Origin of the sequence: Bacillus sp. SB49, assembly GCF_000469135.2 — a bacterium.
Lineage (GTDB): Bacteria > Bacillota > Bacilli > Bacillales > Halobacillaceae > Halobacillus.
This window is the reverse complement of record NZ_CP048117.1, coordinates 2,759,354-2,774,637: the sequence shown is the minus strand read 5'-3', so window position 1 is coordinate 2,774,637 and position 15,284 is coordinate 2,759,354. Positions and strand designations below refer to the sequence as shown.

12 protein-coding genes and 1 pseudogene are annotated in these 15,284 nt (G+C 48.1%); 10 read left to right on the top strand and 3 right to left on the bottom strand.

From position 1 onward, the window contains the following. The first annotated feature begins 84 nt into the window (after positions 1-84). The 7 genes from M662_RS14575 to M662_RS14545 all read left to right on the top strand — a co-directional run bounded on the left by M662_RS14575 (position 85) and on the right by M662_RS14545 (position 7,581). Positions 85-1,152, top strand: coding sequence for an XdhC family protein (locus M662_RS14575; protein ID WP_051348931.1), 1,068 nt, complete (start codon positions 85-87; stop codon positions 1,150-1,152). After that, positions 1,136-1,774, top strand: a complete 639-nt coding sequence (locus tag M662_RS14570) for an NTP transferase domain-containing protein (protein WP_026578212.1) — start codon at positions 1,136-1,138, stop codon at positions 1,772-1,774. Before M662_RS14575 ends, M662_RS14570 begins: the two co-directional genes overlap by 17 nt. After that, positions 1,771-2,643 carry an FAD binding domain-containing protein gene (locus M662_RS14565; protein WP_026578213.1) on the top strand — a complete coding sequence of 291 codons (873 nt, stop codon included), beginning with the start codon at positions 1,771-1,773 and terminating at the stop codon, positions 2,641-2,643. The genes M662_RS14570 and M662_RS14565 overlap by 4 nt, the downstream gene beginning before the upstream one ends. Positions 2,644-2,646: 3 nt before the next feature. Further along, a complete protein-coding gene (gene pucD, locus M662_RS14560) occupies positions 2,647-4,905 on the top strand; it encodes a xanthine dehydrogenase subunit D (RefSeq protein WP_026578214.1) in 2,259 nt (752 codons plus the stop codon). Then, positions 4,896-5,417, top strand: a complete 522-nt coding sequence (locus M662_RS14555) for a (2Fe-2S)-binding protein (protein ID WP_008635628.1) — start codon at positions 4,896-4,898, stop codon at positions 5,415-5,417. Before pucD ends, M662_RS14555 begins: the two co-directional genes overlap by 10 nt. A gap of 102 nt (positions 5,418-5,519) precedes the next feature. Further along, on the top strand, positions 5,520-6,752 hold the full coding sequence (locus M662_RS14550) for an amidase (RefSeq protein WP_026578215.1): 1,233 nt from the start codon (positions 5,520-5,522) through the stop codon (positions 6,750-6,752). Then, positions 6,697-7,581: a fumarylacetoacetate hydrolase family protein gene (locus tag M662_RS14545; protein WP_026578216.1), complete on the top strand. Its 885-nt coding sequence runs from the start codon at positions 6,697-6,699 to the stop codon at positions 7,579-7,581. The genes M662_RS14550 and M662_RS14545 overlap by 56 nt, the downstream gene beginning before the upstream one ends. A 22-nt stretch (positions 7,582-7,603) precedes the next feature. Here M662_RS14545 and allB read toward each other — a convergent pair whose 3' ends face one another. From allB to M662_RS14530, 3 genes are read right to left on the bottom strand one after another with little or no spacing between them, the layout of a single operon-like run. After that, positions 7,604-8,932 carry an allantoinase AllB gene (gene allB / locus M662_RS14540; RefSeq protein WP_026578217.1) on the bottom strand — a complete coding sequence of 443 codons (1,329 nt, stop codon included), beginning with the start codon at positions 8,930-8,932 and terminating at the stop codon, positions 7,604-7,606. Between the two features lie 19 nt (positions 8,933-8,951). Then, a complete protein-coding gene (locus M662_RS14535; protein ID WP_026578218.1) occupies positions 8,952-10,211 on the bottom strand; it encodes a pyridoxal-phosphate-dependent aminotransferase family protein in 1,260 nt (419 codons plus the stop codon). Positions 10,212-10,226: 15 nt separating this feature from the next. Next, positions 10,227-11,477 (bottom strand): M20 family metallo-hydrolase, encoded by a 1,251-nt coding sequence (locus M662_RS14530; RefSeq protein WP_026578219.1) that lies wholly within the window; start codon positions 11,475-11,477, stop codon positions 10,227-10,229. A 194-nt stretch (positions 11,478-11,671) separates the two neighbouring features. Between M662_RS14530 and M662_RS14525 the strand changes: the two genes are divergently transcribed. The 3 genes and pseudogenes from M662_RS14525 to uraH all read left to right on the top strand — a co-directional run bounded on the left by M662_RS14525 (position 11,672) and on the right by uraH (position 15,253). Further along, positions 11,672-13,309 carry a PucR family transcriptional regulator gene (locus M662_RS14525; protein ID WP_026578220.1) on the top strand — a complete coding sequence of 546 codons (1,638 nt, stop codon included), beginning with the start codon at positions 11,672-11,674 and terminating at the stop codon, positions 13,307-13,309. A gap of 93 nt (positions 13,310-13,402) precedes the next feature. Beyond that, a pseudogene (gene pucL, locus M662_RS14520) lies at positions 13,403-14,893 on the top strand (factor-independent urate hydroxylase). Positions 14,894-14,905: 12 nt separating this feature from the next. Then, a complete protein-coding gene (gene uraH / locus M662_RS14515; RefSeq protein ID WP_008635643.1) occupies positions 14,906-15,253 on the top strand; it encodes a hydroxyisourate hydrolase in 348 nt (115 codons plus the stop codon). Positions 15,254-15,284: the final 31 nt, after the last annotated feature.

Genomic DNA, 15,284 nt, shown 5'->3' with positions numbered 1-15,284 from the left:
TGACAAATAATTACATCTCTGTAATTTTAATTATCGGAATATTATAACAATGAACAAAAGACTAAATTAGGAGGGAAGGCCGGAATGGACGACATCCATGGAATTTTTAGAGATTTAAAGGGGATTCCGTCCCTGGGCAGTGTGATGGCGTCGATTGTTTATGTGGAAGGCTCCGCCTATAAAAAAGAAGGGGCGAGGATGATCATTGACAGAGACGGCTGCCAATACGGCATGCTTAGTGCAGGCTGTCTCGAGCAGGATCTTGCCGCCAGGATGGAGCAGGGGAAAATACCAAAAGATCCTGAAGTGATTATCTATGATATGCGGGGATTTGACATGCTTTCCTGGGGGGAAGGATCGGGGTGCAATGGTGTCATTCATGTTCTTGTCGAATGGGTCACACCCAAAGTTCAGAAGGAGCTGGCTGCTTTAAGGGATGCTCTTGAACGCGGGGAGCAGATAACCATGATCCGGACGCTCCCGGAAAAAGGATCACCGTCGTTTGTGATGTATAAAGGAAGCGAAGGAAATAGATTCGGTGATCACTGGCTTTCTCATTCAGCAGAACAGAAGCTTCTTCATGAGGCAACCTATCGTTCGGATGAAAGAAGTCAGCGGATTCAGGGGACGTCCGTGAAAGAAGATATATTCATCCATACCTTCCAGCCTAAGCAGCGATTGGTCATACTCGGTGCAGGTAGAGATGCACGTCCGGTGCTGGAACTTGCTGAAAAAGTCGGGTACTATACGATTCTCGCAGACTGGCGTCCCGGTTTGATTGTAGAAGATTCATGCTGTCCCGCAGATGAAAGAATAGCTGCCTCCCCTGCCGATATAATCAAGCATATCCATTGGCAGCCAAATGACTGTGTAATGATTATGACTCACAGTTTTCAAAAAGACCGGGAGTTCCTTCAGGGATTAATAGGGAAGCAATTGAAGTATCTGGGGATCCTGGGTTCGAAACAACGGACGAAACGTCTGTTGGGAAACAAGGAGATTCCACCTTCCATCACCACTCCTCTCGGCTTATCAATCAAAGCGGAGGGGCCCGAAGAAATAGCAGTAAGCATCATGGCGGAGCTCATTCCTTTATCCAAAATCGTACATGGTGTTTCGAAGGAGGCTGTCGCCCGTGAAACGCTGGAATAAAGTAGGGATCCTCCTTGCGGCTGGACAGAGCAGGAGAATGGGGGAAAACAAGCTTGCACTACCCTTTGAAGGAAGCACGATTGGAAGCAGAGCTTTGAGCAGAGCCTTAGATTCTGAGCTGGATCATGTGTTTGTTGTCGTAAGGAAGGGGGATTCGCTCCATTGGATCGATCCTCTCCTGAAAGACCCGTCTTTCTCTGAGAAGTGGAGTGCTGTCCGATGCACCGAATCTGCTGACGGACAGTCGAAATCCTTGGCCCAAGGTGTTCGGGCAGCTCAAGCTTATGGCGCATCCTTTGTCATTACGCTTCTCGCTGACCAGCCATTCCTGTCTGCGAGTATCATCAATAAGCTGATCACCTGCTACAGTGCTGAGAAGGAGCATGGTATTTATTATGTCGCTTCCGTTCATGAGGGAATTGTGCAGCCGCCTGTATTAATGGGCGCTCCCATTTTCGAACACTTACTTTCTTTGGAAGGAGATGCTGGGGCAGGTCGATTACTGAAGCAATTTGCAGAAAGAGGCAGGCGTGTACCATTTCGGAACGGATGGAGCTTCTTCGACGTTGACACGAGAGCGGAGTATGCGTGGATTAGAAGTATGGAGGTGGAAGCGAAATGACGACAGCTGACCCCCCTGCCGTTTCCTCTCCGGTTACATTAACAGAAGCATGGCGGTTGAAAACCATGCACGGATCTGATGCTGTTTATACAGCCGGAGGGACGATTCTCCAGTTACAGCGGGAGAAAGGTGAAGATATCCCCTTTCATATCGTAAGTTTGTCGGCAATTCCAAACCTTGATAAAGTCGACTATTTGGTAAGGAATGGAGAGCGGGAATTGTCTATTGGAGCGATGACGAAGCTCCAGGAATGTGCCTCTCACCCATTAATTCAGGCGAAGTGGCCAGTTCTTTCGGAAGCGGCTTCAAGAATCGCTTCCCCGGCTGTCCGTAATCAGGCAGTCATCGGTGGCAATGTCGGCTATGGAATCGGCGACCTTGTTCCTGCGCTGCTGGTTTTGGGAGCGAAAGTTGTTTGGTTCCATGGTGGTAAAGAAATGGTTGAACCTCTTCGTTCATTTATTCGGTCACCGAAACCGAAAAATATGATTCTTGTATCCTTTCGACTACCTGATGAAGAGAGAATATGCTTTTACCGGAAAGTAGGGAGGAGAGAGGGGTTTATTCCATCTGTCGTTACTGTAGCGGGAGGCGTTGAAATCGATTCCGATCAGAACGTGAAGAAAGTACGTATAGCGGTCGGTGGAGGAGGATACCAGCCGAGACGTCTGGAGAGGACGGAGCTGTTTCTCAGGGATCATGCGATTCGCCGAGACCGGTGGGAGGATGTTGCAAAGATAATAGAAGAGGAATACCACCCGGCTCCTACACCTTTCGCATCCGAGGAATATTGCCGGCAGGTCGTAGTGAACATTGTTGCCTTTGAGATGGAGAGACTTAGGAATGAACTTTGGACTGGAGGAATCTAGAAAATGGAAACATTGTCATCTTATAAGCAGATGATCCGTCCGGATGGAAAGGCGAAAGTTTCAGGAGAACTGCAATATTTAAGTGATCTGTCTTTCCCCTCCATGCTTTATGGGAAGGTGTTGAGAAGCGGTTATCCGCATGCGGAGATTCTCTCCATTGATACAACAGCTGCTGAAAAGATTCCAGGAGTGCAGGCAGTCATTACAGCAGCCGATATTCCGGGTCTTAATGGATTTGGTATTATCACACCGGATCAACCGGTTTTCTGTGAAGATAGAGTCCGGTATGTGGGAGATGCCGTTGCGGCGGTGGCGGCTGATTCTATGACCATCGCAGAAAAAGCATTGTCCCGGATCTATGTAGAGTATGCCCCTTTACCTGTAATCGATGATCCTGAAAAAGCCATGGATGAGGCTGCGATCCTTCTCCATCCAACCGGGAACCTTCTTCATGAGGCATCTCATAGAAAAGGGAATGTAGCAGAAGGATTTGGTTATTGTACGACTATTATTGAAGAAACTTATTCCGTTCCCCGCCAGATGCATACGTATATGGAAACAGAGGGGGGAGTGATTGTCCCCGAAGCTGATGGAAAGTTGACGGTCTATGTAGGGACACAGCATGGATACAAAGACCGTTTCCAATTAGCGAGGATTCTTGACATGAAGGAAGAAGATATTCGAATCATATCAAGTCCTATGGGAGGTTCGTTCGGTGGAAAAGATGAATTGAATATTCAGCCGTACGCTGCTCTTCTGGCTTTAAAGACAAAGCGGCCGGTCAAGATTCATCAGACGAGGAGGGAGTCCATTGTTTCCGGTCTCAAGCGGCACCCAATGAAAATCACCATGAGAACCGGGATGGACAGCGCGGGGAGACTCCAAGCGCATCAGGTTAAGATTCTCTCTGACACAGGAGCATACGCCACGCTAGGTCCGGCGATCCTTGACTTTGCTGTAGAACATGCCGTCGGCCCATATATCGTACCGCATGTCGAAACAGAAGGGAAAGCCGTGTTTACAAATAACGGGGTGTCCGGCGAATTTCGTGGATTCGGAGGAAACCAGGTGACTTTTGCGCTTGAAGGACAGATGGACCGGCTGGCAGAGGCAGCTGGAATCGATCCGCTTGAACTCAGGAAGATCAATATCCGGGGAGTGGACGATCCGGGCCCCCTCAATCATCGCATTGCCCCGACAAACGGAGCGTCCGCTGTTCTTGAAAAGATGGTGGAACATGTAAAGAGAAAGGAACTGAATGTCCCCGGGAATGGGAAACTCACTGGTAGTGGTATCTCCATATCCATGCATGGAGGTGGTCTTGGTTATGGGCGTCTTGATCCTGCAGGGGGGAGTCTTACTTTAAAGAAGGACGGCAAAATCGAAGCGGCTTTTGGTTTTGAAGAAGTAGGGCAGGGGATTTTAAACGTAATAGAAACGATCGGGGTAGCGGAGCTGAATATTACTACCGAAGATTTGATAATTATTATCGGGGACACCGATAAAGTACCTTCGACCGGCTCTACGACAGCATCGAGAGGAACGAGCATGGTATGGCATGCATTTCGCCGGATGAAGGAACCGTTCCAGAGGCTTATTACACAGGAAGCGTCAAGATTAACAGGGGACCCGTACGAAGAATTACGGCTCGGGCCGGGTGGCGTGTATAAGCGTTTATCGGAGGAACGACTGCTTGATTTTCAGACAATAGCAAAACACGCTGCAAACGGAAAACCCCTTTGCGTGACAACAGAATTTGATTTTCCAACGACTTCTGATCCAGTAGATGGCGGTCATTTTCTTTATACATTCAGTGCAGCTTATGCACAGGTGGAAGTTGATACGTGTTCAGGGCAGGTGACGGTGACGGACTTGGATCAAATCGTTGCCGCCGGGCCGGTTGTCAGCTTAATTGGCTATCGTGGACAAATCGAGGGCGGCGGCATTATGGGGCTTGGGTACGCCTTGATGGAAGACGCCATTATGGATAAGGGGAGGTATGTGACAGAGAACTTGGATGAGTATTTAATACCTACCATAAAGGATGTTCCCAAGACAATGCTGGTGGAACCAATCCAGGAATTGGAATTTGGGGATGAATACGGTCCGAGAGGTGTAGGGGAAATAGGCACCGTGGCAGCAGCACCTGCCATTGCTTCCGCCGTATTTCATGCAACAGGTCATTGGATGGACCGCCTTCCTATTTCACCTGCTGCCGTCCTTGGAGCGCTTGCTGACAGGAGGAACAAGCAATGGATATGAGAGAAATGGAAGATGAAACCAGGGGGAGAAAGGACGCTTCTCCGCTCCGTATTACAATTAATGGGGATTATGAGGAGTATTACGTCGACCCCTCTATGCGGCTTGTAGATTTCCTTCGTGATTACCTGGGTATGACAGGAACAAAAATCTCCTGCGAAATCGGCCGTTGCGGTGCTTGTTCAGTACTTGTGGACGAGGTGTTAATGAACGCATGTTTGCTGAATGTGTATCAGGTTGCCGGTAAGTCCATCCAAACCATTGAGGGATTGAAGGGAGAAAAGGCGCTTCACCCAATCCAAGAAAGTTTCCTGAAGGATGGAGGTTTCCAGTGCGGGTACTGCACACCGGGGATGGTGATGGCCGTTCAGGCATTATTGGCAGAATACCCCGAACCGACAGAAGTGCAAATTAGAGAAGGTTTGTCCGGAAACCTCTGCCGCTGCACAGGCTACGTAGGGATTATCCGTGCTGTTAAAAGAGCGGCACGTGAGCTTCGTCAAGTCAAGATATAAAAAGGAAGAGCCGTGGTATCTCAGTGGTATAGAGGGTGTATGAGTGAAAGATTTCTTATGATCCTGTGAAAGATACATCTTTAAGATGGGGGAGTTTAGGAGATGACTGATGCTTTCATAAAAGAAGATATGCGGAAGGAACCGACTGGGTCCGGGATTCTTGACGGCTTAACCTTCGGTGTGAAGGATGTTATTTCTGTGGCAGGTCACACAAACGCAGCAGGTAACCCGGATTGGTTAAATACCCATGCTCCTGCACAGTACAATGCGCCTGTCATAGACCGGCTGCTTGAGGAAGGAGCATTACTTCACGGGATGACTCATACAGATGAGCTGATGTACAGTTTGAACGGAGAAAATGTTCACTATGGTACACCAATCAATCCAAAGTCCCCTGCCTGTATTCCTGGTGGTTCCTCAAGTGGATCGGCGGCAGCGGCATCGGGTGGTGAGGTCCATTTCGCATTAGGGACGGATACGGGCGGATCTGTGCGGATCCCAAGTTCTTACTGCGGAATATATGGATTTCGGCCGACGCATGGAGCAATCGACGTTCAAGGGGTCATCCCCCTGGCTCCCAGTTTTGATACGATAGGCTGGATGGCAGATGATCCTGTGATACTGTCACGTGTCGGGGATATTTTCTTCCGAAGGGGAAAAGGGAGTCCGCGGTTGGAAAAGATAAAAATCGCATCAGATCTATGGGAGCTGCTCGATCCCGACTTACATAAATGCTATGCCGCTCCGCTTCGTCAAGTGAAAGCGATGTTTAAGGAAGAAGAAACACGCCTTCTTTGTGAGGATGGTCTTGGGAAATGGGCGGATACGTTCCGGGTGCTCCAGGCGCAGGAAATATGGCAGGAACACGGGGGGTGGATAACAGACGTTCGTCCAAGGTTTGCTTATGATATATACAGACGCCTTCTTTGGGCCCGTTCTATCTCTGGTCAGGATATGACGGAACGAAAGGCTTACCGGAATAAAATCAAGGCTTGGACGAATGCGTGGATTGGTGATGACGGAGTACTTCTTCTTCCGACTACTCCTGCGGGCCCGCCGAAGAGAGGTACCCCCGCATCGCGTTTGGAGGATATTCGTACCAAAACAATGAAATTGTCATGCATCGCAGGTCTCGCCGGCCTCCCTCAGGTTACTATTCCTCTTCCTTCTACGGTCGAAGGACCGGTTAGCATATCGCTCATAGCGGCAAAGGGACAGGATCTGAAATTATTAGAAACGGCGTGCTTGATTAGTAAAGAACTACGAAAAGGGGATGCTTATGAAACTGACAGCGTTCAAGGAACACCAGAAGAGTTACTGTGGAATCGTGCATGAAGGCAAGGTTGTTTCTCTGCAGACAATCAATTATATAGAAGGAAAGAACTGGAGTATTGATTTGGACGGGCTGTTGAAGGAAGGACAATGGGAAGAGCTTGTGGGTTGGTATCGGAGTTCCGGAAGAAACAAGCTTTCCTCTTTTCCTTATCGGAAATTAGAGAACCTTCAGCCGGATGATATGCTTCTCTGTCCCGGGAAAACTCTTGGTGTAGGTATGAACTATGTAGAGAAAGCGATGGAGCTTACAGGCGAAGCGCCGAAAAAGGAGCCGGTTACGTTTATGAAGCCTCCAACAACGTTGATCGGTCCTGGAGCGGCGGTGCAGCTTCCGAAGGGATCGACTTCTGTAGCAGCGGAAGGAGAGCTTGCTATTATTATAGGAAAAACCTGCAGGGATATAGAGGTGAGGGAGGCTCAGCGCTTTATTGCCGGGTACACGACAGCTCTTGATATGACGGAGAAAGACATTCATAGAGCTGATGATAAGTATCTGCAGTGGTCCAAAAGCTTTGATACCTTTTGTTCCCTTGGGTCCGATCTCGTATCTGGAGATCATTGGTCTTCTCTTGAAGACGTCATAGTGAAGACAACCTTAAATGGAAAAGTTACGCATGAGAATACAGTAGGAAATATGATGTATTCACCAGCTTTCATCGTTTCTTTTTTCTCCAAAATCATGACGTTACAGCCCGGGGATGTCATTTTGACCGGGACGCCGGGTTCAAACATGATTCATCCAGGTGACCGTCCTGGCTGCTTAATCACCGGTTTAGATCCATTGGAAAATCCAGTGGAAAGAAAAGAAACCAGGGTGACCGTCCTTTAGCAGGATGGAGCCCTGGTTTCTTTTAATGAGTGCGTTGCTTTTCGTAGTCTTGCTTGAAAACCATCCTCCCGCGTGACAGAGATGCTTCGATCGTGCACGGAAAAGTGTGTCCCATATATATGCTGTGCTTATGCTTAGCCCGGAAGTTGTCCTCTGTCACGGTGAAGGGTCTTCTGGTGTTCACTAAGGCGAAATCTGCATCGTTACCAATTCGGATATGTCCTTTGTTTTCCAATTGAAACCGCCTTGCAGCATTGCCGGCAGTCAACGAAGCAATTTTTTCAAAAGGAATATTATAAGTGACGGCAAGCTCGACCATAGATAGTAGGGTGAATTGTCCACCACTGATACCGCCCCATGACTCAAACAAGTTGTCCGATGATTTCATATCGGGGGGGCATGGAGAGTGATCGGAAGTAATGAAATCGAATCGCTCTTCCATCACCAGTTCAATCAATTCTTTTTGCTCCTCTTCGGAGCGCAGTGGTGGAGCGCATTTAGCGATGGCTCCTTTTTGCTTTAATGCGATATGGTTGAATAATAAATAGTGGGCACATGTTTCGACTGTAATGTCCATGCCCTTTGCTTTCGCTGCTTCAATCCTTTCTAAGGATCTCTTGCTGCTTATATGGACGAAATGGAGAGGGCATTTCACTATCTCTGCATAATAAATAGCTCTTTCCACTGCTTCCAGTTCTGCTTCGACAGGTCTGGAAGCGAGGTATTCCTCCGGTGTACCATTACCTCTTTTGGAAAATTCCTTTGTTAGAAATGCAGTCATTGGTCCACTTTCAGCATGCAAAGCCAGGACTTTTCCTGTTTTTGCGATTTCTTTCATTCCTTGAATCAAGGTATGGTCATCGACTGCTTCAAATTCATCGTTTCCTGTCTCAGAAAGAAAGGCTTTAAAGCCGATCACCCCCTCCTCCGCCATGGACGCGAGGTGGTGTTCATTTCCGGGGACCAAACCACCCCATAATCTGAAATCTATGAGTGATTTTTGAGCTGCTACTCTTTGCTTTTCGATGAGGGCTCCGCGTGTGGTGGTGGACGGTATGCCGTTCAAAGGCATATCGAAGAACATCGTTGCGCCCCCGGCGGCCATCATGCGTGAGCCGGTAGCGAACCCTTCCCATTCTTCCCGGCCCGGTTCATTGAAATGGACATGGGTGTCGATCATCCCTGGGAACAGATGCAGCCCGGAGGCATCATACACATCGGCGGCCGGTTGGGAAAGCGTATCTTCGATAGAGACGACCTTCCCGTTTTTAATACCGATATCCTTCTGTAGGATACCGCTTTCTAAAACGACAGACGCCTGTTTTATTATTAAGTCCAACGTTCCATTCATATCAGCTGTCCCCTTTCTGTCAGTGCTGCGCTGACTTTCTGAATGTCTGTACGCCGTAGCTGTCCAAAGCAGCCTGCAGTGCTTTTCCAGGCTGGATATCTGTGCCGTGTCGGATGAGAACAGCTTCCAACGCGCTCAATGTGCGAAGGATGTTTTCCTTCCGGCAGCTGTAACCCATCGTCCCTATTCTCCATATTTTTCCTTGGAGAAGACCGAATGAACTTGCGATCTCGATTCCGAATTCATCAAGCAGCATCCTTCGTACCGATTCCCCATCAATCTCAGAAGGTATCGTCACACACGTTACGGTCGGAAGTTTGCAGGCTGGATTGCCGAAGATTTGCAGCCCCATTGCTTCTAATCCTTTGATGAGGGCGGACTCATGGTGCTTGTGGCGTTCAAACCTATATTCCAGCCCTTCTTCCAGAACGATGCGCAAGCCTTCTCTCAGAGCATACAGCATGGTCGTAGCTTCTGTGTGGTGATTCAGCCTTCTAGGCCCCCAATACTCCTGCAGCATACTTAAATCCAGGTAGTTGCTCTTAATAAATGGTTTGGATCTGAGTCCTTCTTTTTCGCGGTCCCCTTCTGTCGAGATGCCGCGTTCGACTTTCTTCCTCGCTCGGATTAGTTCCTCAATTCGTTCGTTATAAGTGAGCGGTGCCATTCCGGAAGGTACGGAAAGGCATTTTTGTGTTCCGCCGACAATTCCGTCGATCTCCCATTCGTCTACTTTAATTTCCACTCCACCTATGGAGGCAACAGCATCGACAATAAAAAGGGCGCCCGCCTGTCGACATGCGTGTCCTATCTTCGTCATAGGCTGCATCCGGCCGGTCGATGTCTCTCCGTGGACAAGGGCAACGATTTTAGGAGAAATTCGTTCTATTTCTTTGATTACCTGCTCCTCCTCGAACACTTCTCCCCAGGGGCATTCCATCGTGTGTACCTCTGCTCCGTACCGCTCGCAGATTTCCGTCAAAAGATAGCCGAACCGTCCGAAAATCGGGACGAGAACGTTGTCGCCCGGCTCGATGATGCTGCACAGCATCGCTTCTATTCCGGATCTCGATGTACCGTCGACGGGAAATGCCCATTTGTTCTTTGTCTGAAACGTTTGCCGGAGCATTTCCATTACTTCGTTCATAATGGCGGTAAAGGCGGGGTCAAATTGTCCGACGATCGGTGTGCTCATGGCTCGAAGCACTCGAGGGTCCACCTCCACAGGTCCTGGTGTCATAATGGTTCGTATTGGAGTGTTTAAGTCACGGTAGGTCATATTCTTTCTCCCTTCTTATACATAAGCAGATTGATAAAGCATACTTGTGAGCAGCTCAATTCCCTTTTCCAGTTCCTCGGGGGGTGTATATTCTTCCGGGCAGTGGCTTCGTCCATTTCGACTCGGGACGAATAGGAGAGAGGTTGGACAGAAAGGAGCGAAAACCTGTGCGTCATGTCCGGCTCCACTGATGATCGTTCTCGCGTTAATGTTCATCCTGTCAGCCGTATGGCAGGCTAATTGAAACAGAGACGGATCCAGTTCTGCCGGCGTTACCTCAAGCCATGGCTTCATATCGACAGACATGAGATAGGCGGCTTCGCAGTGAAGACAGTAACGGTGGATTTCCTCACAATATTCCTGGAGAATGTCGTTATCCTGGTGGCGGACGTCAAGGGTGAAAAGGGCTTCCCCTGCAATGACGTTGGGAACGTTCGGTACCGCCCGGATCTGCCCGACTGTGGCGACGAGGTCCGGGTGTGTGGATGCAGCCGTTTTCGTAATGAAATGAATGATATCCGCTGAAACGGCGAGGGCATCTTTTCGAAAAGGCATTGGTGTCGTACCTGCGTGATTGCTTTCTCCATTAACTTTTATGGTGAAGCGTTTCTGTCCGACGATATGGCGGACGATACCCAGCGCTGATCCGGTTTTTTCAAGGACGATTCCCTGTTCAATATGACACTCAAAGAAACGATGGATATCCTTCCGAACGGGGGAAGTGTACCGGGCAGGATCGAAGCCGCATGCTTTCATCGCTTCATATAAGGAAATACCGTTATGATCCTGGATGTTGGATCCATCCTCCAAACCATATCGTCCTGTAATGTGTCCGGAACCCCAGAAGGTAATGGGAAACCTGCTGCCCTCTTCTTCGCAGAGAGAAACGATTTCAATCGAGCGCTTCGGTCTTCCGAATTCAGTCATTAGTCGCTGAACGGCAATCAGACCCGCAATGATTCCATAGGCGCCGTCATATTTGCCTCCGTTCCTTACGGTATCGATATGAGAACCGGTCAGGACGCAGTCCGCTTCCGGCTCACTTCCTTCCAATCTCCCAAAAAGATTGCCGACACTGTCAAAGCGGGAAGTGAGTCCGATAGATTCCATGCGTTCCTTCAAAGCGTTCTGGGCACTCAGCCAAGCCTCCGTATAGAGGAGGCGTTCGACACCTCCGTCTTTTGTTTTACCGTAGGATGCCAGCCACTCGATCAGTTCCTCGTTTGCAGGAATATTGATTTGATCTCTTCCCGTATTGGTATTCATTCCTATCCATCCTTTGTCTGGTAATGGAGACAGGAAAGGTCCTGTAACCATAATAGTAGTTGTAAGTGTATCAATAGACAGGAAGAACATCATTGGCAATTATGTAGGATTTTGCTCATTTATTTGTGCAACATCAATAAATTATCAGAAATTTGTGATAAAATGTACGCAATAATAGTTAGGGGGATACTCGTTTGAAAGTAAAAAATGTTTTAGATGTTCCGGCGTTGAGCGGCAGCAGAGTGATTGCCGGTGTCACGGGGATCGACCGGGAAGTGCTCCATGTCAATATGATGGATGCACCTGACATCGCGCGCTTTTTGAAACAGGATGAAATGCTTGTCACGACTGCCTATCATGTTCGGAAAAATCCTGCGGAGCTCGTAGACCTCGTTCGACATATGGATAGTCAGGGATGTGCTGCACTCGGAATTAAAACGAAGCGTTTTTTACAGGAGATCCCTGGTGAGGTATTGCGGGAAGGAGATAGTCTCGGGTTTCCAATCATTGAAATTCCTGCAGATAATTCTCTTGGGGATATTGTCAATGAAATTTTGAGCAGTATTCTCGACCGGCGTACCAATGAATTGAAGGAAGCATTGGAGACGCATAAGCGCTTTACCGATCATGTGATGAGAGGCAAGGGGATGGAGGGATTGATGAGGAACATTGCAGAAACGATCGACCATCCAGTTGTTCTGCTTGATCCTTATGCGAAGCCGATCGCTTATTCAAATGTCAGCACACGATTGAAAAAAGGGATTGGAGAGCTGTATTTCAAAGATTTTTCTGCTTATTTTCCGGATACTCCGTTCTTCAGTTTTTCCATCGTGTCTGATCGGGAGTGTTACTCTGTGTTTGTCGTTCATACACACGAGAAAAGAGCAGGGTACCTCCTTGTCATGGGGGAACTTCATCCGACCGATCATGGTAAGATGCTTACCATTGAACAGGCTGTCAACGTCATTTCTTTTGAACTCGTAAAGGAAAATGCACTGAAGCAGTACTCCAAACGGGTAAAGAATGATTTCTTTTTCCATTTCACAGAGGGTTTATACCATTCCGATGATGAAGTCGTAAGCAGAGCGAAAGAATTCTCGCTGGAGAGGGAAGCGAATTACATATGTGCAGCAGGAAAAGTAGATGGGAGTCTTGCTGAAGGGAGCTATACTCAGAATCAGAGAGCGATCGATGCCATCTATGAATATATGGAAGATGAAGTAATCCGGCTTTCTTCATCCACTCATTTATTCACGAAGGGGGATCTGTGTGTCCTCATCTTTGAAGTGAAGGACACGGTGGAAAATATTAATGCCTATGCCCGGTCCTCCCTGGGTTTGGTTCAAAAGAAAATAGAACAGCGTTTTCAACGTTCTTTGTCTTTTGGAGTCAGCAATATTGCGAGGGGGCTTCTGCAGGTGAAGAATGCCTTCAAGGAAGCTGAGAGAGCTATGAAGACGGGAACGTTAGCCGGGAAGCACGGGTTTATTCAACTCTATCAAACGAAAGATATCGAAGAATTGCTGCGCATTATTCCCCGGGAAGATCTACAGGAGTTCTGCGCTCATTCCCTGAAGCCTTTGCTCTCCAGGGGGATGGATAAAGAAGAGACGCTGCTTCAGACTTTGTTTGTTTTTCTTGAAACACATTGTCAAATCTCTGAAACGGCAAAACGGCTGTACGTTCACAGAAATACAGTGGTGTATCGTCTTGAGAAATGTGAAGAGCTGCTGGGGGAACGTGTATCGGATTCAGAGGTCACCATCCGTCTTCGACTTGCACTACGAATCAGACACTTACTAGAGGCGCCTGAATTTAGTTACTATGATTAAAATTGTGTGTGAAACTTGTGGATGCTGCATAATGACTTTTGTCAGAATATTAAGTAAAATTCAGGTAAATAAAGCATGGTGGAGGAGGAAGCGATGGTCCGATTACAAGAATTGAATGATTGGAATGACGAGCAATTTATCCAGGAGCTCGGTGGAGTGTTCGAAAGCTCCCCGTGGGTGGCGAAGAAAGCAGTCAAGTTCAGGCCTTTCACCTCCCTGAAAGACCTTCATGAGAAAATGGTCGGAATCGTGGCTGATTCTCCTCAAACGGAACAGCTGGAGCTTATCCGTTCTCACCCCGACTTGGGTGCAAACATTAAAATGAGCAGTCAATCTGTTTCTGAACAAGAAGAGGCGGGACTGAGAGATTTAACAGAAGAAGAATTCAGGAGTTTCCATCATCTGAATGAAATCTATCAGCAGCGTTTTCAGTTTCCTTTCATTTTTGCGGTGAAGGGAAAACGTAAAACTGAGATTCACGCCGCATTGCGAACGCGGGTTGCTAATGACAGACGAGCGGAATTTCAGAAGGCGCTGGAAGAAGTCTATGCGATCGCTTCCTTTCGTCTTATAGACAAAATAGAAGAATAGAGGAGAGATTCAATGGATAATGACCGCTTAATGTATTATGGGAAAAAAGATGTCTTTGCTTACCGCACCTATATGAAACCGCTCGAAGGAGTAAAGGAAATCCCGGAATCGGACTTCAGTGGCCGTGACAATGTCGTGTACGGCCTCAATGCAAGCGTATCTGTCGGAGGGAAGGAATTTTTATCCTCTTTTACCGAAGGGGATAATTCAAAAGTTGTCGCGACGGATTCTATGAAAAACTTCATTCTAAGGCACCTTGCCACCTACGAAGGAGCAACGACGGAGGGATTCCTTGCTTACGCAGCCAAGGCTTTCCTGGATCGGTATCCCCACTTTGAGCGGGTGGAAATGTCAGGGGAAGAAATCCCTTTTGAGCAGACCTCAGCACGATCCCTTTCTGACGGCAGGAGTAAGAGCGATGTCGTTTTCAAGCATTCCCGGAATGAGCGGGTATCCGCTTCGACGGAATTTATCCGTACAGCAGACGGTGGAACGGTCATAAACAAACAACGCAGCTCTCTGACCGACCTTCAATTGATCAAAGTAAAGGGAAATTCATTTACGGGGTACATTCGTGATGAGTATACGACGCTTCCGGAAGACAGCAACCGACCGTTATTCATTTACCTGAACATTCACTGGGGTTATGAAAATGTTGCAGATGCCTATGGTGGGAAACCTCCATTATACGTTGCCGCCGAACAAATCAGGGATATTGCTTCCAGTGTGTTTCACGAACTCCAGACACCATCGATCCAAAACCTCATCTACAGGATCGGCTGCCGTATTCTCGAACGTTTCCCGCAGCTGAAGGACGTGACCTTTGAATCCCAGAACCGGACGTGGGAGGCCGTAGTAGAGGAAATCGAGGGGTCTGAGGGGAAAGTCTATACGGAGCCCCGTCCGCCTTATGGTTTTCAGGTATTCCACGTAACAAAAGCTGATCTTGGTTCCGAAGAAACTACCGTATCCGAAGCACGGATGCATACGTAAGGAGTTTAACTGATGGCATCACTGACTACGCATGTACTTAATCTTGCTGATGGGAAACCCGCATCCCGAGTGAAAATTGACTGTCTGGAAATTCGAGACGGGGAATACTTTCATTTAAAAACGGATTATACGAATGAAGACGGGCGTCTGGATGCTCCAATTGTGGAAGAGGGCTCGTTGCATGACGGAACGTATGAACTTGTTTTTCATATAGGGGACTATTTTAAAGAGAGGGGCGTAGACGGACAGCCGTTCCTGCAAACGATCCCGGTTCGATTCGGAGTGGAAGCAGGGGAAGATCATTACCATGTACCGCTCCTCGTCTCACCGTTTGGTTATCAGGTTTACAGAGGAAGCTGATCAGGAAATGGCGGAATTCCGTCATTTCCTT